This is a genomic window from Pseudomonas sp. Root71, from assembly GCF_001429045.1.
Classification (GTDB): Bacteria; Pseudomonadota; Gammaproteobacteria; order Pseudomonadales; family Pseudomonadaceae; genus Aquipseudomonas; species Aquipseudomonas monachiensis.
The window spans coordinates 106,335-126,531 of the sequence record NZ_LMHY01000030.1 but is presented as its reverse complement, the minus strand read 5'-3'; the positions used below and the strand labels follow the sequence as shown (position 1 = coordinate 126,531).

At 59.4% G+C, this 20,197-nt stretch carries 20 protein-coding genes; 10 read left to right on the top strand and 10 right to left on the bottom strand.

The window, feature by feature from the left end; translation table 11 throughout:
- Positions 1-33: 33 nt before the first annotated feature.
- Entirely contained in the window at positions 34-1,371 is a 1,338-nt protein-coding gene (locus tag ASD95_RS27235; RefSeq protein ID WP_056728768.1) for an MFS transporter, read from the bottom strand.
- Positions 1,372-1,721: 350 nt separating this feature from the next.
- On the opposite strand from ASD95_RS27235, the gene quiC reads away from it, so the two are divergent.
- Both quiC and ASD95_RS27225 read left to right on the top strand, forming a co-directional pair.
- Positions 1,722-3,623 (top strand): 3-dehydroshikimate dehydratase QuiC, encoded by a 1,902-nt coding sequence (gene quiC, locus ASD95_RS27230; RefSeq protein ID WP_056728766.1) that lies wholly within the window; start codon positions 1,722-1,724, stop codon positions 3,621-3,623.
- Positions 3,624-3,725: 102 nt separating this feature from the next.
- Positions 3,726-4,403 (top strand): TetR family transcriptional regulator, encoded by a 678-nt coding sequence (locus ASD95_RS27225; protein ID WP_056728764.1) that lies wholly within the window; start codon positions 3,726-3,728, stop codon positions 4,401-4,403.
- Positions 4,404-4,482: 79 nt separating this feature from the next.
- On the opposite strand, the gene ASD95_RS27220 is transcribed toward ASD95_RS27225, so the two are convergent.
- The 3 genes from ASD95_RS27220 to ASD95_RS27210 form a co-directional block, all read right to left on the bottom strand.
- Positions 4,483-5,337 (bottom strand): shikimate dehydrogenase, encoded by an 855-nt coding sequence (locus ASD95_RS27220; RefSeq protein ID WP_056728992.1) that lies wholly within the window; start codon positions 5,335-5,337, stop codon positions 4,483-4,485.
- Between the two features lie 5 nt (positions 5,338-5,342).
- A complete protein-coding gene (gene aroQ / locus ASD95_RS27215; RefSeq protein WP_056728761.1) occupies positions 5,343-5,783 on the bottom strand; it encodes a type II 3-dehydroquinate dehydratase in 441 nt (146 codons plus the stop codon).
- A gap of 140 nt (positions 5,784-5,923) precedes the next feature.
- Positions 5,924-6,835, bottom strand: coding sequence for a LysR family transcriptional regulator (locus tag ASD95_RS27210; protein WP_056728760.1), 912 nt, complete (start codon positions 6,833-6,835; stop codon positions 5,924-5,926).
- 226 nt (positions 6,836-7,061) lie between these two features.
- Between ASD95_RS27210 and ASD95_RS27205 the strand changes: the two genes are divergently transcribed.
- Entirely contained in the window at positions 7,062-7,490 is a 429-nt protein-coding gene (locus tag ASD95_RS27205) for a hypothetical protein (protein WP_046041741.1), read from the top strand.
- Positions 7,487-7,933, top strand: a complete 447-nt coding sequence (locus ASD95_RS27200) for a DUF2442 domain-containing protein (RefSeq protein ID WP_046041742.1) — start codon at positions 7,487-7,489, stop codon at positions 7,931-7,933. Before ASD95_RS27205 ends, ASD95_RS27200 begins: the two co-directional genes overlap by 4 nt.
- Before the next feature lie 54 nt (positions 7,934-7,987).
- On the opposite strand, the gene trmA is transcribed toward ASD95_RS27200, so the two are convergent.
- Together trmA and ASD95_RS27190 are read right to left on the bottom strand one after the other, a co-directional pair.
- Positions 7,988-9,067 (bottom strand): tRNA (uridine(54)-C5)-methyltransferase TrmA, encoded by a 1,080-nt coding sequence (gene trmA / locus ASD95_RS27195; RefSeq protein ID WP_056728758.1) that lies wholly within the window; start codon positions 9,065-9,067, stop codon positions 7,988-7,990.
- Positions 9,064-10,359, bottom strand: coding sequence for an NCS2 family permease (locus ASD95_RS27190; RefSeq protein WP_056728755.1), 1,296 nt, complete (start codon positions 10,357-10,359; stop codon positions 9,064-9,066). The genes trmA and ASD95_RS27190 overlap by 4 nt, the downstream gene beginning before the upstream one ends.
- A gap of 222 nt (positions 10,360-10,581) precedes the next feature.
- Between ASD95_RS27190 and ASD95_RS27185 the strand changes: the two genes are divergently transcribed.
- Both ASD95_RS27185 and ASD95_RS27180 read left to right on the top strand, forming a co-directional pair.
- Positions 10,582-11,028: a DUF4879 domain-containing protein gene (locus tag ASD95_RS27185; protein ID WP_056728990.1), complete on the top strand. Its 447-nt coding sequence runs from the start codon at positions 10,582-10,584 to the stop codon at positions 11,026-11,028.
- Between the two features lie 68 nt (positions 11,029-11,096).
- The gene (locus tag ASD95_RS27180) at positions 11,097-11,648 is read left to right on the top strand and encodes a DJ-1 family glyoxalase III (RefSeq protein WP_056728754.1); all 552 of its coding nucleotides are present in this window, start codon (positions 11,097-11,099) and stop codon (positions 11,646-11,648) included.
- A gap of 6 nt (positions 11,649-11,654) precedes the next feature.
- Here the strand turns inward: ASD95_RS27180 and ASD95_RS27175 are convergent, their stop codons facing one another.
- Entirely contained in the window at positions 11,655-12,905 is a 1,251-nt protein-coding gene (locus ASD95_RS27175; protein ID WP_008050777.1) for an MFS transporter, read from the bottom strand.
- A gap of 392 nt (positions 12,906-13,297) precedes the next feature.
- Here ASD95_RS27175 and ASD95_RS27170 point away from each other — a divergent pair, with 392 nt between their 5' ends.
- The 3 genes from ASD95_RS27170 (at position 13,298) to ASD95_RS28985 (ending at position 16,012) form a co-directional block, all read left to right on the top strand.
- Positions 13,298-14,734: a cytochrome ubiquinol oxidase subunit I gene (locus tag ASD95_RS27170; protein WP_056728752.1), complete on the top strand. Its 1,437-nt coding sequence runs from the start codon at positions 13,298-13,300 to the stop codon at positions 14,732-14,734.
- A gap of 3 nt (positions 14,735-14,737) precedes the next feature.
- Entirely contained in the window at positions 14,738-15,745 is a 1,008-nt protein-coding gene (cydB, locus tag ASD95_RS27165; RefSeq protein WP_056728750.1) for a cytochrome d ubiquinol oxidase subunit II, read from the top strand.
- A 99-nt stretch (positions 15,746-15,844) separates the two neighbouring features.
- Positions 15,845-16,012 (top strand): DUF2474 domain-containing protein, encoded by a 168-nt coding sequence (locus ASD95_RS28985; protein WP_082563037.1) that lies wholly within the window; start codon positions 15,845-15,847, stop codon positions 16,010-16,012.
- A gap of 63 nt (positions 16,013-16,075) precedes the next feature.
- On the opposite strand, the gene ASD95_RS27160 is transcribed toward ASD95_RS28985, so the two are convergent.
- Positions 16,076-17,200, bottom strand: coding sequence for a methyltransferase (locus tag ASD95_RS27160; protein WP_056728749.1), 1,125 nt, complete (start codon positions 17,198-17,200; stop codon positions 16,076-16,078).
- Between the two features lie 175 nt (positions 17,201-17,375).
- Positions 17,376-18,089, bottom strand: coding sequence for a helix-turn-helix transcriptional regulator (locus ASD95_RS27155; RefSeq protein ID WP_056728747.1), 714 nt, complete (start codon positions 18,087-18,089; stop codon positions 17,376-17,378).
- A 303-nt stretch (positions 18,090-18,392) separates the two neighbouring features.
- On the opposite strand from ASD95_RS27155, the gene ASD95_RS27150 reads away from it, so the two are divergent.
- The gene (locus ASD95_RS27150) at positions 18,393-19,169 is read left to right on the top strand and encodes a ferredoxin--NADP reductase (protein WP_056728745.1); all 777 of its coding nucleotides are present in this window, start codon (positions 18,393-18,395) and stop codon (positions 19,167-19,169) included.
- Positions 19,170-19,213: 44 nt separating this feature from the next.
- Here the strand turns inward: ASD95_RS27150 and mscL are convergent, their stop codons facing one another.
- The gene (gene mscL, locus ASD95_RS27145; protein WP_056728743.1) at positions 19,214-19,627 is read right to left on the bottom strand and encodes a large-conductance mechanosensitive channel protein MscL; all 414 of its coding nucleotides are present in this window, start codon (positions 19,625-19,627) and stop codon (positions 19,214-19,216) included.
- Positions 19,628-20,197: the final 570 nt, after the last annotated feature.

Here is a 20,197-nt window from a genome sequence, read left to right as displayed (position 1 = left end):
CAGACCCGAGATCGGGCCTGCGCCGAGGGAACATCAGTCTTCTACTTTCGGAATCTTGCGCGGTGCCATGAAGTACATCCAGGTCAGCGCAATGAAGTACATCGCTGGAATCATGGTGAACAGCACGGTGTAGTTGTTGTTGGTGATGGTCAGGATGTGGCCGACCAGTTGGGTCATGAACATCCCGCCAATCGCCGCACACATGCCGCCGAAGCCGAACACCGTACTCATCATGTGCTTGGGCGTGTAGTCCATCACCAGGCTCCAGATGTTCGCGGTCCAGGCCTGGTGCGCGCCGATGGCCAGGGAGATGGCGGCCACCGCGACCCACAGGTTGCTGGAACCGGCCGCCATGATCACGCCGATGATGCAGCAGGCGAACAGGAACATGGACATCAGTCGCGCCTTGATCGGGTTGACGCCGCGACCGATCAGGAACGAAGAGAGAATGCCGCCGCCAACGCTACCGAAGTCGGCAGTGAGGTAGATGATGATCAGCGGGATACCCATCTGGGTGACGTTGATGCCCAGGTTGTATTGCTGGTTGAGGAACGGCGGCAGCCAATACAGGTAGAACCAGAACACCGGCGCGGTGATCGAGTAGGCGAGGGCGAAGGCCCAAGTACCACGCATGCGCAGGATTTTCGAGAACGGTACGCGGGTTTGTTCCGGTTCGACTTCGTTCTGGATGTAGTCCAACTCCGACTGTTTGACGCTTGGGTGATCTTCCGGGTTGAAGTACTTCAGGCCCCAGAACAGCAACCAGATCCCGCCCAGTGCCGACATGCACAGGAACGCGGCCTGCCAGCCCCAGACGTGCAGGATCAGCGGCAGCAGCATCGGGGTGAACATCGCACCGACGTTGGTGCCGGCGTTGAAAATGCCGGTGGCCACGGCGCGCTCGCCGGCCGGGAACCACAGGCGCGTGGTTTTCACGCAGGCCGGGTAGTTGGCCGCTTCGGTCAGGCCGAGGATGAATCGGCAAACCATGAAGCCGACCGCCGAAGTGGCCAGGCCGTGGGCGCCGGTTGCCAGGCTCCAGAGCAGTACCGCGCAGAAGAACACACGCTTGACGCCAACCCGGTCGATCAGGCGGCCTTGCAGCACGAAGCCGATGGCGTAACCGACCTGGAACCAGAAGTTGATGTTGGCGTAGTCCATCGCCGTCCAGCTCATTTCCTTGGCCAGGATAGGCTGCATCACGCCCAGGGCGGCGCGGTCGATGTAGTTCAGGGTGGTGGCGAAAAACACCAATGCCAGCATGCCCCAACGGGTTTTGCCGACCGCCATGGCGCCGCGGATTTTGTCGCCGATGCCACCGGCAGTGGTGTTCATGGCCGGAGCCATGCGTGAGCTTTGGGAAGGAATCATGTGTACCACCCGTTTTTTGAATTTGTTATTTGGTGTTTTGGACATCGCGGCCGGTGCTGCGTGTCCGGACTTAATGTGAGGACGATGTTGGGCAGTGGACAAAAAATCGTCAATTCGCCAATCACCATTTTGTTCGATAATCGAACACAAAACTAACTGGGTAGTACACTTTAAATTGCTGTGTAAGTCTGTCGGCCCAATAATTCTCGCAAGACAAACGCTACCCACGTAGGAGCTGCCGAAGGCTGCGATCTTTTCCTCGATCAACATCAAAAGATCGCAGCCTTCGGCAGCTCCTACACAAGCGTGCAACGCCCCTAACAAGATTGCCTCCACCGGGAGCCGAAAACATGCAGCGTTCCATTGCCACCGTATCCTTGAGCGGTACCCTGCCGGAAAAACTCGAAGCCATTGCCGCCGCCGGTTTCGACGGCGTCGAGATTTTCGAGAACGACCTTCTCTACTACGACGGTAGTCCGCGGGAAATTAAACAGATGTGCGCCGATCTCGGGATCGCCATCACCCTGTTTCAACCGTTCCGCGATTTCGAAGGTTGCCGCCGCGATCGCCTGTCGCGCAACCTGGAACGCGCCGAGCGCAAGTTCGACCTGATGCAGGAGCTGGGCACTGACCTGGTGCTGGTGTGCAGCAACGCCTCGGCCGAGTCCATCGGTGATGAGCAGATTCTGGTCGATGACTTGCGACTGCTGGCTGAGCACGCCGGGGCACGTGGCCTGCGCATCGGTTACGAAGCGCTGGCCTGGGGCCGGCATGTGAACACCTGGCAACAGGTGTGGAGCATCGTGCGTCAGGCTGATCACCCAAGCCTCGGCGTGTTGCTGGACAGCTTTCACACCCTGTCGCTCAAGGGCGATCCAAGTGCTATCGCCGAGATTCCCGGCGACAAGATTTTCTTCGTGCAAATGGCTGACGCGCCGATCCTGGCCATGGACGTGCTGGAGTGGAGCCGGCATTTTCGCTGCTTCCCGGGCCAGGGTGAATTCGATTTGCCGGGGTTCCTCGCGCCGATCATCAAGAGCGGCTACACCGGACCGCTGTCGCTGGAAATCTTCAACGACGGTTTCCGCGCCGCACCACCACGGGCCAACGCCGCCGACGGCTTGCGTTCGTTGCTGTACCTGGAAGAGAAAACCCGCGAGCGCCTGGCCCAGGAAGCCAAGCCCGCGGCCAACGCCGGGATTTTGTTCGAAACACCCAAGGCCAGCGAGTACAACGGCATTGAGTTCCTGGAGTTTGCCGTGGACGAAAGCCTCGGCGCCAAGCTCGCCCATTGGCTGGAGCGACTGGGTTTCGTCAAGGCCGGGCAGCATCGTTCCAAGAGCGTTAGCTTGATGCGTCAGGGCGATATCAACCTGATCCTCAACTCCGAGCCTTACTCGTTCGGTCACAGTTTCTTCGAGGCCCACGGCCCTTCGTTGTGCGCCACCGCCGTGCGGGTCAAGGACAGTGCCAGCGCGCTGGCCCGTGCCGTGGCCTACAAGGGCCAGCCCTATCGCGGGCTGGTCGGCCCCAATGAACTGGAACTGGCGGCGGTGCGTGCGCCGGATGGCAGCCTGATCTATCTGGTGGACCAGGATGCCGACGTCTACGGCACAGACTTCAATCTGCTGGCGGATGCGCCGGTCAGTGGTGGCCTCAAGCGCATCGACCACATGGCCATGGCGCTGCCGGCCGACAGCCTCGACAGCTGGGTGCTGTTCTATAAGAGCCTGCTGGATTTCGAGGCGGACGATGAAGTCGTGCTGCCGGATCCTTATGGTCTAGTGAAGAGCCGTGCCTTGCGCAGCCGGGACAGTTCGATCCGTCTGCCGCTGAACATTTCCGAGAACCGCAACACCGCGATCTCGCACGCGCTGTCGAGTTATCGCGGCTCCGGCGTGCATCACATCGCGTTTGATTGTGATGACATCTTTGCCCAGGTCAGCCGTGCAAAAGAGGCGGGCGTGCCGCTGTTGGATATCCCGCTCAACTACTACGATGACCTGGCGGCGCGGTTCGATTTCGACGACGAGTTCCTCAGCGAACTGGCCTACTACAATGTGTTGTACGACCGCGACGCCCAGGGCGGTGAGCTGTTTCATGTGTACACCGAGCCGTTCGAGGGTCGATTCTTCTTCGAGATCATCCAGCGTAAAAACGGTTATGCCGGCTACGGCGCGGCCAACGTCGCGGTGCGCCTGGCGGCCATGGCCAAATCCCGTAGCGGCGCATTGCGCCAGGCGAAGTTGTAGGTAATTCGTAAACGCGGGATTAAACGTGGGCCGCGCGGCTTCCTTCACCGTGCCGCGCGGCCCATAATCGCCAGCCTGTGCAGTGATGGCCGTGAGCCCGCAATGACAATGACTTCAGAACTCCCCGCAGCCTCCGTAGAACCTGGTGCCGAGCCGCGCAAGAGTCGCAAGAACAACCCGGAAAAGACCCGCGAAAACATCCTGCAGGAGGCGATTGTCGAATTCGTCCAGCAGGGGCTTTCCGGGGCTCGTGTCGATGCCATCGCCGAGCGCATCCACACCTCCAAGCGCATGATCTATTACTACTTCGGCAGTAAGGAGCAGCTCTACGTCGAGGTGCTGGAGAAACTCTACGGCGATATCCGCAACACTGAAAATCGCCTGCACCTGGCGGAACTGGCGCCGGTCGAAGCCATTCGGCGGCTGGTGGAGTTCACCTTCGATCACCATGATCGCAACGTCGATTTCGTGCGCATCGTCAGCATCGAGAACATTCACAACGCCGAGTATGTGAAGCGCTCCGATGCGATCAAGGCGATGAACAACACCATCCTCGACTCACTGGGCGAGATTCTGCGTCGCGGTGCCGAGCAGGGGGTGTTCCGTACCGGTCTTGATCCGCTGGATGTGCATCTGTTGATCAGTTCGTTCTGCTTCTATCGCGTCTCGAACCGCCACACCTTTGGTGAGATTTTTCAGATCGACCTGCCGGACGAACACATCAAGCAGCGTCATCGGGAGATGATTTGCGAGTCGGTGTTGCGTTATTTGCAGGCTTGAAAAGATCGCAGCCTTCGGCAGCTCCTACGTCAATCGCATTGATCTGTAGGAGCTGCCGAAGGCTGCGATCTTTTGATTTTCAGTCATTCATGCTCTGGAAATGCTCAAGCATCCGCTGGGCATCCGGCACCACGCCGCTGAACAACTCGAACGCCTTCACTGCCTGAAACACCGCCATGTTGCCGCCGTCCAGCGTCCGGCAACCAAGGGCGCGGGCGTTGCGCAGCAGTTCGGTTTCCAGCGGGAAGTAGACGATCTCCGCTACCCACAGTTCGGCTCGCAGCAACTCTACCGGCACTGGCATGCCCGGCAGCTTTTTCATGCCCATCGGCGTGGTGTTCACCAGGCCATCAGCCTGGGCCATGGCCTTGGCCAGGTCATGCCCGGCCACCGCTCGAGCGACGCCGAAATGCTGATTGAGATTGTCAGCCAGATCCTGGGCGCGGCGGATGTCCACGTCAAAAATGCTCAGCTGTTGTACGCCTTCGCTCAACAACGCGTGGGCCACCGCCGCACCTGCGCCGCCGGCGCCCATTTGTACGACACGCTCAACGGCAACGCCTTTCAAACCCCGGCGAAACCCCTCGGCAAAGCCCAGGCAATCGGTGTTGTGGCCGATGCGTTTGCCATCCTTGAGCACCACCGTGTTGACCGCACCGATACCGCGGGCCTCCGGCGAGAGTTCGTCGAGCAGCGGGATGATCGCCTGCTTGCAGGGAAAGGTTATGTTCAGCCCGGTGTAGTTCATGCGCTCGGCAGCCATCAACAGGTCGGGCAGGGCGTTGCTGTCGAGCTTCAACTGATCAAGATCAATCAGGCGATAGAGGTAGCGCAGCCCTTGGGCATCGCCTTCATGCTCGTGCATGGCTGGTGTGCGGGAAGCCTGGATGCCGGCGCCAATCAGCCCGGCGAGTATCACGTGGTTCTGAGTCACGGCGATCACCCCTTCAAACGATGACTGAAGTGTTCCAGCGCCAGGCGATAGCCATGACTGCCAAAACCGGCCATCACCGCCGTTGCAATGGCGGATACGAACGAGTGGTGGCGGAAGGGCTCGCGGGCGTGCACGTTGGACAGGTGGACTTCGATCACCGGCAGTTCGCTGGCGACCAGGGCGTCGCGGATGGCGACCGAGGTGTGGGTCCACGCGGCAGGATTGATGATGATGCCGGCACAGCGACCGCGGGCGGCGTGAATCCAGTCGAGCAATTCGCCTTCATGGTTGGTCTGGCGAAACTCCACTGCCAGGCCGAACTCTTCGGCGCTACGTGCGCACAGGGCCGAAACGTCTGCCAGGGTTTCGTGGCCGTAAGTCGCCGGTTCACGGGTGCCGAGCAGGTTCAGGTTCGGGCCGTTGAGCACCAGAACGATAGGGGACATCGCAATCTCTCCACTTATTATTTTTGGAATCGGCCGAGAATTTCGGCCTGTGGAGATAAATTGTACTAACTAGTTAATTTGGTCAATTGGAGTGAGGGCACGCGGGCGGGTTGTGGGCGGTGATCGGACACTTTCGCTGTTCAGCGCGGCAAATGCTCCACCAGAAAATCAATGAACGCCCTCAAGCGCAGCGGTACATGGCGACTTTGCGGGTACAGCAAGGTAAACGGCCGCGAACGCCCGCCATAGGGCTTGAGTACCTCCACCAGCGAGCCGTCGGCCAGTTCCCTTTCCACGATAAAACGATAGGTCTGAAACAACCCCGCCCCGTGTTTGGCCAAGGTGACGCCACCCAATACATCGTCAGAGCAACTGAGGCTGCCCTCGGCCAGAATCTCCCGGGGCACGCCCTCATCGTTGAACAACCAGGCAATGCGCCGACCGCTGCTGGGCAATTCGTACTGGATGCATTCGTGGTTTTCGAGGTCGTCGAGGGTTTGCGGAGTGCCGGCCCGTTTCAGGTAATCAGGACTGGCGATCATCACCAGGGCGGCATCTTCCAACGGTCGGGCGATCAGGCCGGAGTCCGGGATGGCTCGCACGCGAATCGCCATGTCGTAGCCTTCGCCGACGAAATCGATGTTGCGATTGCTGATGTGCGATTCGACCTTCACCGCCGGATAACGCGCCCGAAATTCGGGCAGCAAAGGCAGGATTCGATGATGCGCGTAGGTGGTCGGAATACTGATGCGCAAGGTACCGGACGGCACTTGTTGCTGGCCCATCACCTCGCGCTGGGCCTCGATCAGTTGCGCCAGGGCCAGGCGGCACTCCTCGTAATAGCGGCGGCCACTGTCGGTCAGCTTCACGCTGCGGGTGGTGCGCGCGAACAGGCGCACGCCCAGGCGTTCCTCCATGCGCGACACCGAACGGCTCACGGCCGCTGGGGTGACACCCGCCACCAGCGCCGCGGCAGTAAAACTGCCGGCCTCGGCGGCCAGGCAAAACAGCTCAATGCTGCCCAACTGAAGATCGTCGAATTGTCGTTGCATGATTGATTACACCGGGGATCAGATGAAGGGGCTTGATCAGTATTTATCAGGTGCCAGCGCCGTAATGAAAGGGTTTCTTACCATTACGCGCGGTGTTCCGCAGGGCTGGGTAACGGCAGGACACTAGTCTGAGGACGGAAGAAGTGATTCGACGGCCATTGCCAACGGTCGGATTTTCCAGAGAATGTCGAATCCTCGGATTCATTAACCTAACGGATGGGTTAGCATGAAGGTATGCAATTACAAAGGACTGTCGGTAGTGATCATGTTGCGAGACGAGCATTGTCCGCCTCATGCGCATGTGGAGGCCGGTACGTGGAGTGCGAGATTCAGGTTCTGCTTTTGGCACAACGGTGTCGAGCTCTGGGATGTAGTTCCGCTTTCGCGTCGGCCACCGTTGGCGGTGCTTGAGGGATTGCGCCAATCGCTCCAGCAACCTGCCCATTTGCGGCGCGCCCGGGGCATCTGGTGGCGAAAGTTACAAACGGCCTGTCTTGATAATCAATTGTGGGACTGGCAAAGCAACGAAGTCGTTGTGGTGAAAAGGGTTGTCAGTACCACCAACATGATTGGATCGGCTTGCTACGAACCCGAATCGAACAAGACGTTGCTGTCCCTGATAGGCACACAGGAAGGTGTGGAGATCGAGTTATGAAAACGATAAAAGCCAAGGTTCAGGCCGATAATCCCGTAACGGAAAGTAGCCTGGACAAAGCCATTGAACGTGGCGAATTACGTAGAAAAAATAGCCTGCAGGCGACAGCGGTTACCTACCAGCCCCCCTGCCTGGCTGTCAGCTTCGAAGACGGCAGCGGCGTATTGTTGCCCGTGGCCAACTATCCGGAGTTCGATGATTTTGAGGGCGGGGACTTCGCCAGTCTGACTGTCGGCTATGCGGGTACTGCCCTATGCCATGAAGGCAAGGACCTGCATGTATCGATCGCCGGGATGATTTCTGCGAGCAAGTCGCTGATGGCCATGGCGGCCTCGGTCGTCGCTTCGCGCAATGGTCGTCAGAGCAGCGCAGCAAAGTCTGAAGCCGCGCGGGCCAACGGCAGGAAAGGCGGGCGCCCGCGCAAGGTCGATGTTGTCTTGTAAACGCCCACAAAAAAGCCGTCGTGAAGACGGCTTTTTTGTGCCTGGCAGGCGCCATCAACGCCGGGTCAGCATCACCCCGGATTCCATGTGATGGGTCCACGGGAACTGGTCGAACATTGCGCATCGGGAGATGCGGTGGGTGTCGTGCAGTTGGGCGATGTTGGCCGCCAGGGTCTCCGGGTTGCAGGAGATGTACAGGATGTTGTCGAAGCGCCGGGTCAGCTCGCAGGTGTCCGGGTCCATGCCGGCACGGGGCGGGTCAACGAACACGCTACCGAACTCGTAGCTTTTGAGGTCGATGCCATGCAGGCGCCGGAACGGGCGCACTTCATTCAGGGCTTCGGTCAGCTCTTCAGCGGACAAACGCACCAGGGTGACGTTATCCACAGCGTTTTCGCTGAGGTTGCTCAAGGCCGCGTTGACCGAAGTCTTGCTGATTTCGGTGGCCAGCACCTTGCGCACGCGGGTGGCGAGCGGCAGGGTGAAGTTGCCGTTGCCGCAATACAGCTCCAGCAAATCATCGGAGCGATCGCCAAGCGCATCGTATGCCCAGTTGAGCATCTTCTGGTTCACCGTGCCGTTGGGCTGGGTGAACGCGCCTTCGGGCTGGCGATAGCTGAAGGTGCGGCCGCCGACTTCCAGCTTCTCGACCACGTAATCGTGACCGATGACTTCGCGTTTGCCCTTGGAGCGGCCGATGATGCTGACGTTCAAGTCGGCCGCGAGTTTCGACGCCGCCGCATGCCAGTGCTCGTCCAGCGGGCGGTGATAGCACAGGGTGATCATCGCATCGCCGGCCAGAGTGGTCAGGAACTCCACCTGGAACAGTTTGTGGCTCAGGGGCGCACTGGCTTGCCACGCTGCCTTGAGCTTGGGCATCAATTCATTGATGCGCAGGCTGGCAATCGGGAACTCTTCGATCAGGATCGGCGTGCGTTTGTCTTCCTGGGAAAACATCGCGTAGTGACGCTCGCCGGCTTCACGCCACAGGCGGAACTCGGCGCGCAGGCGAAAGTTTTTCAGCGGCGAATCGAATACGGCTGGCTCCGGTGCATCGAACGGGGCCAGCAGGTCACGCAAGCGCGTGACCTTTTCTTCGAGCTGAACGGCGTAGGCCTGGGAATCAAAAGTCATGCGTTGAACCAACCCAGCTTGATCACGAACAGAATCGACAGGATCACCAGCGCCGGGTTCAGCTCACGGCCGCGACCGGACATCAGCTTGATGGCGGTCCAGGAAATGAAACCGAAGGCGATGCCATTGGCGATGGAGTAAGTGAACGGCATTGCCAGCGCGGTGATCACCACCGGCGCGGCGACGGTAATGTCGTCCCAGTCTATTTCGGCCAGGCCGGATGTCATCAGCACGGCGACGAACAGCAGTGCCGGTGCGGTGGCGAAGGCCGGAACGCTGGCGGCCAGTGGCGAGAAGAACAGTGCCAGCAGGAACAGGATCGCCACCACGACGGCGGTCAGGCCGGTGCGGCCGCCGGCACTCACGCCCGCGGCGGATTCGATGTAGCTGGTGGTGGTCGAGGTGCCCAGCAGGGAACCGGCCATGGCCGCGGTGCTGTCAGCGATCAGCGCGCGGCCCATTTTCGGCATATGGCCGTCCTTGCCCATCAGGCCGGCGCGCTTGGCTACACCGATCAGGGTGCCGGAGTTGTCGAACAGATCGACGAACAGGAAGGCGAAGATCACGCTGACCAGACCTATGTCCAGCGCACCCTTGATGTCCAGTTGCAGGAAGGTCGGGGCCAGGGACGGTGGCATCGACATCACGCCGCCGAACGGGGTGAAGCCCATCACGATGGAAATGATGGTCACCACCAGAATGCCGATCAGCACCGCGCCGCGCACGGCAAGGGCTTCGAGGGCGACGATCAGGGCAAAACCGAGGGTAGCGAGGATCGGAGCCGGTTGTTTCAGGTCACCGAGGCCGACCATGGTCGCCGGGTTGCTGACCACGATGCCGGCGTTGTGCAGGGCGATCAACGCCAGGAACAGACCGATACCGGCGGCAATCGCCGAGCGCAGCGGCAGCGGGATGCTGTTGATGATCCATTCACGGATGCGGAAGATCGACAGCAGGAAGAAGCACACCGCCGAGATGAACACCGCACCCAGCGCCACTTGCCAGGTGTGACCCATGTGCAGGACCACGGTGTAGGTGAAGAAGGCGTTAAGGCCCATGCCCGGTGCGAGGGCGATCGGGTAGTTGGCGATCAGGCCCATGGTTGTCGAGCCGATGGCGGCGGCCAGGCAGGTGGCGACGAACACCGCGCCCTTGTCCATGCCGGTCTCGCCGAGGATGCTCGGGTTGACGAACAGGATGTAGGCCATGGCCAAAAAGGTCGTGACGCCCGCCAGAATCTCGGTCCGCACGTTGGTGTTGTGTGCCTTGAGTTGAAACAGCCTTTCCAGCATGTCTGCTCCCCGTGGCGCGCCGGGCGCCGTGAATGTATCGACCTCAACAGCAAAGCACAGGCAGCAGAACGCGCCTGGAAATTACTGTGGGCCGGAAAAAGCCGCGCATCATACCAGTAGCTTGGGAATATGGCTGCTTTGGCGGTGATCGTCGTCGATGTTTTGCGACAAGGCCAAGTGCGCCATACTGCGCGCTGGTTTTTTTGGGGGGATGGGTCCTGCATGAAAAAGTGTCTGGTTGCCGCCTCCGGTGCATGGATGGCATTGATTCTTGGGGTCCAAATGGCCGTGGCGGCCTCGGCGCCACCGCTGACGCAATTGAAAGTGCTCAAGGTCGCGTCGCCGTCCTGTGGTGTCGAGAACATCGACGAAGGGCAAACCCGGACGCGCTGCGATCACAATGGCCCGAACATCATGGTGTACGTGCTGGAAGTGGGTTACGGGCGTGAGGCCCATGTCGCCCTCGACGGTTTCGACGTGAACGGCACACGGACAGCGGTTTGCGCGTTCAAGAACGGCAACCTGACCAGTTGCACCGCCGGGGAAAAAACCGTCGGCTATTTGTATGCCCTCGATCTGGCGGGCAAGCAGGAAGGCACGCTGACCTTCAGCGATACCTCGATCAACGCGCCCGGAAACACGATGTCGACGCAGCTTTACATCAAGTAACCACAGGTCTCGAACACGGGGCGGGAAAGCTGACTACGCTTAAATGATCATTCCGTGGACAGCACCTGATGACCTTTAGAGCCTTGATTGCCCTCGCCGAGGGCACCGACGACCTGCAAACCGTGACCCTGATCGACGTACTGCGCCGTGCCAAGATAGAAGTGGTGGTGGCCAGTATCGAAGGTCGGCGCATGCTCACCTGCGCCCGGGGCACTCGCCTGACGTCCGATGCGATGCTGGTGGATTTGCTGGCACAACCCTTCGACCTGATTGCCTTACCCGGTGGTGCGGTGGGTTCGCAGCACCTGGCAGCACACCAGCCCCTGCAGCAATTGATCAAGGATCAGGCGGCGGCCGGTCGCCTGTTCGCCGGCATCGCCGAAGCGCCCGCCGTGGCACTGCAGGCCTTTGGCGTATTGCGTCAACGGCGCATGACCTGCCTGCCCACAGCCAGCCATCAACTGTCCGGTTGTACCTTTGTCGATCAACCGGTGGTGGTCGACGGCAATTGCATCACGGCCCAGGGCTCGGCTGCCGCATTGGCATTTGCCCTGGCGCTGGTAGAGCAACTCTGCGGTAAAGCCATACGTACGGCGGTGGAGGGGGAGTTGCTCGTTTAGAGAGCGTCAGACTTTCGCCTCTTCCTTCTCTTCATCTTTAGCCACGTGCATGCGATCGCGGCTCGCCAGAGTCGGGAACAGTTTGACCCACACCCCGGTCACCACCAGCGTACCGATCCCGCCCATGACCACCGCTGGCACAGTGCCGAACCAGTGGGCGGTCAGGCCCGATTCGAATTCGCCCAACTGGTTCGAGGCACCGATGAACAGACCATTGACAGCGCTGACCCGGCCACGCATTTCGTCCGGGGTTTCCAGTTGAACGAACGAGGCGCGGATCACCATGCTGATCATGTCTGCCGCGCCCAACACCACCAACACCGCCAGGGAAAACCAGAACGAGGTCGACAGGCCGAAGGCGATGGTTGCCACGCCGAAGATGCCCACGGCGGTGAACATCACCCGCCCGACGTTGCGCTCCACGGCAAACCGCGCCAGGAACAGCGACATCAGTAGCGCGCCCACCGCCGGTGCCGAGCGCAGCAGGCCCAGCCCCCACGGGCCGGTCAGCAGAATGTCCTTGGCGAACACCGGCAGCAGCGCCGTCGCACCACCCAATAGCACCGCGAACAGATCGAGGGAGATCGCCCCGAGAATGTCCGGACGACTGCGGATAAAGCGAATACCCGCCAGCAGTGAGTCCAGAGTGGCCTTGCCCTTGTTCAGCGGGGTTTGCCGGGCCGGCAGGTTGAGCATCAGCGAACAGGCGATGACATACAAAAGCACCGTCGGGCCATACACCCAGACGCTGCCGAAGGCGTAGAGCAAACCGCCGAGGGCCGGGGCGACGATGGTGGCCGATTGCTGAGCCGATTGCGCGGCGGCGACCGCGCGGGGAAACAGCGCGCTGGGCACGATACTGGGCAGCAGGGCCTGGGTGGTGGGCATTTCAAAGGAGCGAGCCGCACCGAGCAGGAAGGCCAGGATAAAGATCATTTCCCGGGTGACATGGTCGGTGGCGCTGCCGATGGCCAGCGACAGGGCGATCAATGCCTGCAAGGACTGGCAGATCGCCGCGACCTTGCGCCTGTCATAGCGGTCGGCGACGTGCCCGGTGTGCAGCATGAACAGTACGCGCGGGGCGAACTCGACCAGGCCGACCAGACCCAGGTCGAGCACGTTGCCGGTCAATTGGTACAGGTTCCAGCCGATGGCCACGGTGAGCATCTGGAAGCCGCTGGCGGTAAATACCCGTGCCAGCCAGAACGCGAGAAAAGGGCGATGGTGACGTAACAGCAAGGGCTCTTGGCTGGGCATCTGCGGGGAAGTCTGGGGAGAGGGGAACGGCGAGATTATCACCAACCTGTAACAAAAAATTGCCGTGACAAAAAATTAGTTAGCCAGACATCGATTTTCTCCAGGTTCCCACAGGGAATGTGTTGCTGGCGATGACAAAAGCCGTGAGGCAACTTGTCACGCGGCAAAAGACCACGCGGTTCATCCCCGAAATTGGGACTACTCTTTCAACGTTGATTGATCCAGGTCAAGACCCACAAAAGGAATTGATCCGGCGGCCGCAAGGCCAGACTCCCTGCGTTGTGATGCGTGCAAAAAGAAGAACAAACAGAGATTCGCCACACTCCATATCCGTGGGGGCCGTGGGTGCAGGCTTCCAGCCAGCAGCCGTACTACCTGACAGAGGAAGACTTATGTTCGGTTTAGAGGCACTTGATCTCGCCCGAATTCAGTTCGCGTTCACCATCTCGTTCCACATCCTGTTTCCGGCCATCACCATCGGCCTGGCGAGTTACCTGGCGGTACTCGAAGGCCTGTGGCTGAAAACCCATAACGACACCTACCGTGACCTCTACCATTTCTGGTCGAAGATCTTTGCCGTCAACTTCGGCATGGGAGTGGTTTCCGGCCTGGTAATGGCCTATCAGTTCGGCACCAACTGGAGCCGCTTCTCGGATTTCGCCGGTTCCGTGACCGGGCCGTTGCTGACCTATGAAGTACTCACGGCATTCTTCCTCGAGGCCGGGTTCCTGGGCGTCATGCTGTTTGGCTGGAACAAGGTCGGGCGTGGCCTGCACTTTTTCGCCACCGTGATGGTGGCCATCGGTACGTTGATCTCCACGTTCTGGATTCTCGCGTCCAACAGCTGGATGCAGACCCCGCAGGGTTTCGAGATCGTCAACGGTCAGGTCATCCCCACCGACTGGCTGGCGATTATCTTCAACCCTTCGTTCCCGTATCGCCTGATGCACATGGCCACGGCAGCCTTCGTCGCCACGGCGTTCTTCGTCGGTTCTTCCGCGGCCTGGCATTTGCTGCGCGGCAAGGACAACCCGGCGATCCGCAAAATGCTCTCGATGGCCATGTGGATGGCATTGATCGTCGCGCCGATCCAGGCGGTCATCGGTGATTTCCACGGTCTCAATACGCTCAAGCATCAGCCGGCGAAAATCGCCGCGATCGAGGGGCATTGGGAAAACAAGGGCAACGAGGCGACGCCGCTGATCCTGTTCGGCTGGCCGGACATGAAGGAGGAAAAAACCAGATTCGCCGTCGAGATCCCGTACCTGGGCAGCCTGATCCTCACGCACTCCCTGGACAAACAGGTGCCGGCGCTCAAGGAGTTCCCGCCTGAAGACCGGCCGAATTCGACCATCGTGTTCTGGTCGTTCCGGGTCATGGTAGGCCTGGGCATGCTGATGATCTTCACCGGTTTGTGGAGCCTGTGGCTGCGCAAGCGCGACACCCTCTATACCTCGCGGCCGTTCCTGTACCTGGCATTGTGGATGGGGCCGTCCGGCCTGATCGCGATCCTCGCCGGCTGGTTCACCACGGAAATCGGCCGTCAACCATGGGTGGTCTATGGCCTGATGCGTACGGCGGATGCGTCGTCCAACCATAGCTTCATGCAGATGAGCATCACCCTGATCCTGTTCGTCGTGGTTTATTTCGCGCTGTTTGGCGCCGGTCTTGGCTACATGATGCGCCTGGTGCGCAAGGGGCCGAAGATCGACGAAGGCAAGGAAACCAACGACGGTGGCCCCGGCCAGAAACGCACACCGGCCCGTCCGCTGTCGGCCGCCGACGACGATCACGCCGATGCCGGCCAAAGCCTGACCAAGGAGATTTGAATCATGGGTATTGATCTTCCGCTGATCTGGGCCGTGATCATCATCTTCGGCATCATGATGTACGTGGTCATGGACGGTTTCGACCTGGGCATCGGCATTCTCTTCCCGTTCATTCCGGGCAAGACCGATCGCGATGTGATGATGAACACCGTCGCCCCGGTCTGGGACGGCAACGAGACCTGGCTGGTGTTGGGGGGCGCGGCGTTGTTCGGCGCGTTTCCTCTGGCCTATTCAGTGGTGCTCTCGGCGTTGTACCTGCCGCTGATCCTGATGTTGATCGGGTTGATCTTCCGCGGCGTGGCCTTCGAGTTCCGCTTCAAGGCCAGGGACGACAAGCGTCACCTGTGGGACAAGGCGTTCATCGGTGGTTCGGTCACCGCGACGTTCTTCCAGGGCGTTGCGCTTGGCGCGTTCATCGATGGGCTGCCGGTGGTCAACCGGCAGTTCGCCGGTGGTTCGCTGGACTGGCTGACACCGTTCACGATGTTCTGTGGTGCGGCGCTGGTGGTGGCGTATGCCTTGCTCGGATGTACCTGGCTGATCATGAAGACCGAAGGCAAATTGCAGGAACAGATGCATGACCTGGCACGACCATTGGCCTTCGTGCTGCTGGCGGTGATCGGCATCGTCAGTATCTGGACTCCGTTGGCCCACACGGATATCGCCGCTCGCTGGTTCACCATGCCGAATCTGTTCTGGTTCATGCCGGTGCCAATCCTGGTGCTGGTGACAATGTACGGCCTGATCCGCGCCGTGGCCCGCAACGCGCACTACACGCCGTTCCTGCTGACCCTGGTGCTGATCTTCCTCGGTTACAGCGGGCTGGGCATCAGCCTGTGGCCGAACATCATCCCGCCTTCGATCTCGATCTGGGACGCCGCCGCGCCGCCGCAAAGCCAGGGCTTCATGCTGGTGGGCACGCTGTTCATCATCCCGTTCATCCTGGGCTACACCTTCTGGAGCTATTACGTGTTCCGCGGCAAGGTCACCCATGAAGACGGCTATCACTAGTCTGCTGCACAACGAACCTGTGGGAGCGAGCTTACTCCGGGCGGCGTTCCGACGATGGCGTCGGATGCGACGCCATCAATCTTGAAGAGGATTGACGTTATGGCTGCAAAACATTCCCTGCACGACATTGAAGAAGCCGAAAAAAAGCCGCTGTGGCAGCGGCTCGGCTGGTTGGCCCTTATCTGGGTCGGCAGCGTGGGCGCCTTGTTCATCGTCGCCAGCCTGATGCGTATGTTCATGAACGCAGCCGGCCTGACCACGCACTGACATCTCTCCCGTGGCCTAAGGGCACGGATTTACGACCCTCCGACCGGAGGGTTTTTTTGCCTGTTACTTGCGTGCCTTGAGGATCACGAATTTCGGGTTGGCCGCCACTTGCTCGACCCCCCGGAACAATCGCGCCAGCTTGCTGTGGTAGCCCAGGTGACGATTGCCGACGATGTACAGCGCGCCGCCCACGACCAGCGCTTCGCGGGCCTGCTGGAACATCCGCCACGCCAGGAAGTCGCCCACCACCTGTTGCTGGTGAAACGGTGGATTGCACAGTACGACGTCGAGCGATTGCGGTTCCTGGCCGGCCAGGCCATCGCCGGCGCGCACGATCACTTCCCGTTCACCCAAGGCTGCGCGCCAGTTCTCGGACGCCGATTGCACCGCCATGAATGACTCGTCCACCAGCGTGTAGTGGGCCTCGGGGTTTTGCAGGGCGCTGGCGATGGCCAGGACGCCGTTACCGCAACCGAGATCGGCGACTTGCGCCGAGCCGAGGTTTTTCGGCAGGTGTGGCAAAAATGCCCGGGTGCCGATGTCCAGGCCTTCGCGGCAAAACACATTGGCGTGGTTGAGCAGTTCGATAGCCGGTTCATCGAGTCTGTATCGCGTTGGGTAAGGCGACACTGCTGGCGTTTTGTCCTGAGCCGTGGCAATCAATAACCGCGCCTTCTTCACCGCCAACGAGGCTTGCACGGGGCCGATGTAACGCTCCAGCAAGTCGCCCGCCGCCCGGGGCAGATGCTTGATCATGGCTGCGGCGACCACTTGGGCGCCGGGTGCCAGTTGGCCTTGCAGGCGAATCAGTTGTTCTTCCAGCAGGGCCAGGGTTTTCGGTACACGGATCAGAACGCAGTCGAACGGCCCGGCAATGGCTTCGCTGGCGGGTATGCTCGGCACCGCATCAAAGGCCAGGCCGTTGCGCACCAGGTTCTTTTCCAGACCCTGCGTGGCCAGGAACGAATCACCGCTGCTGACCACTCGCACCTTGCCCGCCAGGCTGGCCGCCAGCGCGCCGAAACTGTCATTGAGCACCAATACCCGGGTGTCCGACGCCGGCTGCTGTTCGGCCAGGTGATTGAGCAGGTATTCATCGGCCGCATCGAAAGCTTGCAGCGGTTCGTTCTGCTGTTCGGGCTGGCGGATCAGGTCGAGGCTGGCGAAGGGTGTTTCGAGCAAAGGCATGGGGCGGGGCTCTGGGTAATCTACGGATGTCCCGCTGCCCGAAGGCGTTGGAGCGGGCGGAGCCGTCCGAGTGAACTGCGTCGTGACGGTCTACACGCCATCACTCAGGAAGGACCGCAAATGGTACGTTTTTTTTGCCTGGATTACCCGCAGGTTTTCTCGCGGGCGGGCGCTTTCAGATGGCTCCGGACCGGGCCGCGGCGATGACTGCCGCAATCTTGTTATTGACGCCGAACTTCTCGATAGCCCTGTGCACATGAAAATTGACGGTGCGTTCACTCAAACTGAGAATCCTGGCAATTTCATAGGCCGTCTTGCCATCGGCTGAGAGTTTCAATACTTCGAGTTCCCTCCGTGACAAGGGGGGAGCCTGGGGGCGAGCCGGTTTTTCCGGGTGCATTGCGAGCGCCAGTGCGTGCAAATGGCGGCTGATGAATACCGAGAATCCAAGATGCTCGTACAGCTCATAGGCTGAAATCGGGCAGTGGCTTCTGGCCAGGCTGAGAATACTGCGCAGGCCGGTTTCCTCATCGTGGATCCCCTGGGACCAGCCATGCTGCAAACCTTGTTGCTGCAGCAACTGCCATAGCCATGGCGTCCTGGAAAAAAGCTCTTCGCTCCAGAGAACGGGCAGCGTTGAGTGATTGCAATGCGCTATTACCGGGTCTATTTGCGTGACGTTGTTTTTTTCATATTGAACGTTCCACTCATGGGGAAAATTGTTCAGGTTCACCGTACTGGCGTCGGCTCCGACTGAGTTAGAAGTAACTGAAAATCCACAAAATTTATATCCAAGGTTTCTAACGAAGTTGAGCGCGATTCGATAGGCCGTATTGATCTCTTGCGTGTGCGCCAAATGATTGAGCTGTGACTCCTTCCAAATCTCCATAGTATTTTCTCCATGTGCGTATTGTCCGTTGGCAGTATTGGATCCGAAATGCGGCACGTCACGGAGTGTAGGACAGTTCTTACAGAAATGGTCCGACAATTTTGCTCTTTTGACTGTTGGAAAAGTGTGTTGAAGGTTCTTAGACAATGGAGGCGTTATAAGATGTCGTGTGGCATTTTGTAATCATTGATGTATGTCGCATTTGGTAAACAGTCTTTGGTATGGATTAATGTCACTACAAATTGTCGGTGGTTACGCCGCTTTCTTTGCGGGACACTGGGGCATCTTCGATTGGAGCCTTCCATGTCCGTCAGTGAAGAAAAATTTACCCGTCAGACCTTGCTTGAGGTTCATCCCCTGACCCAGAGCCTGTTTACCTTGCGTGCCACCCGGGACGCAGGGTTTCGGTTTCGGGCGGGGCAGTTTGCCCGATTGGGTGTCACCAAGGCTGACGGCAGCACGGTATGGCGCGCCTACTCCATGGTGTCCTCGCCCTATGACGAGTTCCTCGAGTTCTTTTCAATTGTCGTACCGGGCGGTGAGTTCACCAGCGAGCTCAGCCGCCTGGGGGTTGGCGATGCATTGCTGGTCGACCGCCAGGCGTTCGGTTACCTGACGCTGGACCGTTTTGTCGATGGGCGCGATCTGTGGCTGTTATCCACAGGCACGGGCATCGCGCCGTTCCTGTCGATACTCCAGGACTTCGAAGTCTGGGAGCGATTCGAGCGGATCATCCTGGTCTACAGCGTTCGCGAAGCCCGGGAACTGGCTTATCAGGAGCTGATCGCCGGGCTGGCCCAGCGTGATTATCTGGCAGAGTACGCACACAAACTGCAATTCATCACCACGGTCACTCGTGAGCAGCATCCCGGTTCATTGAACGGGCGGATCACTACGCTGATTGAAAACGGCGAACTGGAGCGCGCGGCGGGTGTTGCGCTGACCCCTGAGCATTCTCGGGTCATGTTGTGTGGCAACCCGCAGATGATCGATGACACGCGCAAGCTGCTTAAACAGCGGGACATGCACTTGAGCCTCAGCCGGCGCCCCGGCCAGGTGGCGGTAGAAAATTTCTGGTAAAAAAAACGGCGCCTCGAAGGCGCCGTACTTTTTTGCCAATGCCGTCAAGGCCGGTTGTTCTGGGCCTTGAGCAAGTCGCGGATCTCGCCCAGCAACTCTTCTTCCTTGGTTGGAACCGGCGGCAGGCTAGGGGCCACGGCCTCTTCGCGCTTCAGGCGGTTGATGGCCTTGACGCCCATGAAGATCGCGAAGGCGACAATGACAAAGTCGATGATGGTCTGGAAGAATTTGCCATAAGCCAGCACCACCGCCGGAGTCGCGCCGTCCGCTGCCTTGAGCGTTACGACCAGATCAGTGAAGTCCACGCCACCGATCAGCATCCCGATTGGCGGCATGATCAGGTCACCGACAAACGAGGTAACGATCTTGCCGAAGGCCGCACCGATAATGATGCCGACGGCCATGTCGACCACGTTGCCTTTGACCGCGAAGGCCTTGAACTCATTTAGCACGCCCATAGGTTATTTCCTTGTTACAGATGAGATTGATGAGCGCAGTGTAAATCAGCAAATCGCATTCTGCTCGAATCAACTGCCTGCCGTGCTTGCAGCAATCGACGGCGGGTGATGTTGAAAAACGCACCGATTGATCTCAACTGTGGGGTGGCCAGGCCTTTTGCGGTGTTTTGCATACGACGTTTTTCAGCGATATGGCTTCTATGTGTGAGCGAGCCAGGGTCAAGGGACTATCCCTGGATCGGGACGTTAAGTTTATCGGGTAGTTAGAAGTCGGCGGGCGGAATGTGGACTGTTTGGTTAGTTTCGGGGTTGGCAAGTTGCGTATTTTTCTTGGTTAATAACCGCGCATTATGTAAGTGTATTTGAGGTTGTGTTTTAAATGTGTAAATGAATAAGGTTTGTATAGGTTTTCAAGTTGCGCAATAGAGCTTGTCTCTAGAGTTTGTTGGTTATATTGAACAAAAAACTTATACAAGGCTTGTAAGTGAGTGTGTATCAATCTGTCTGAGTTTAATGGGGCTGTTTGAAGTCACCAAAAGGGTTGCGAAGTATCCGGCCGCACTCGCGCGC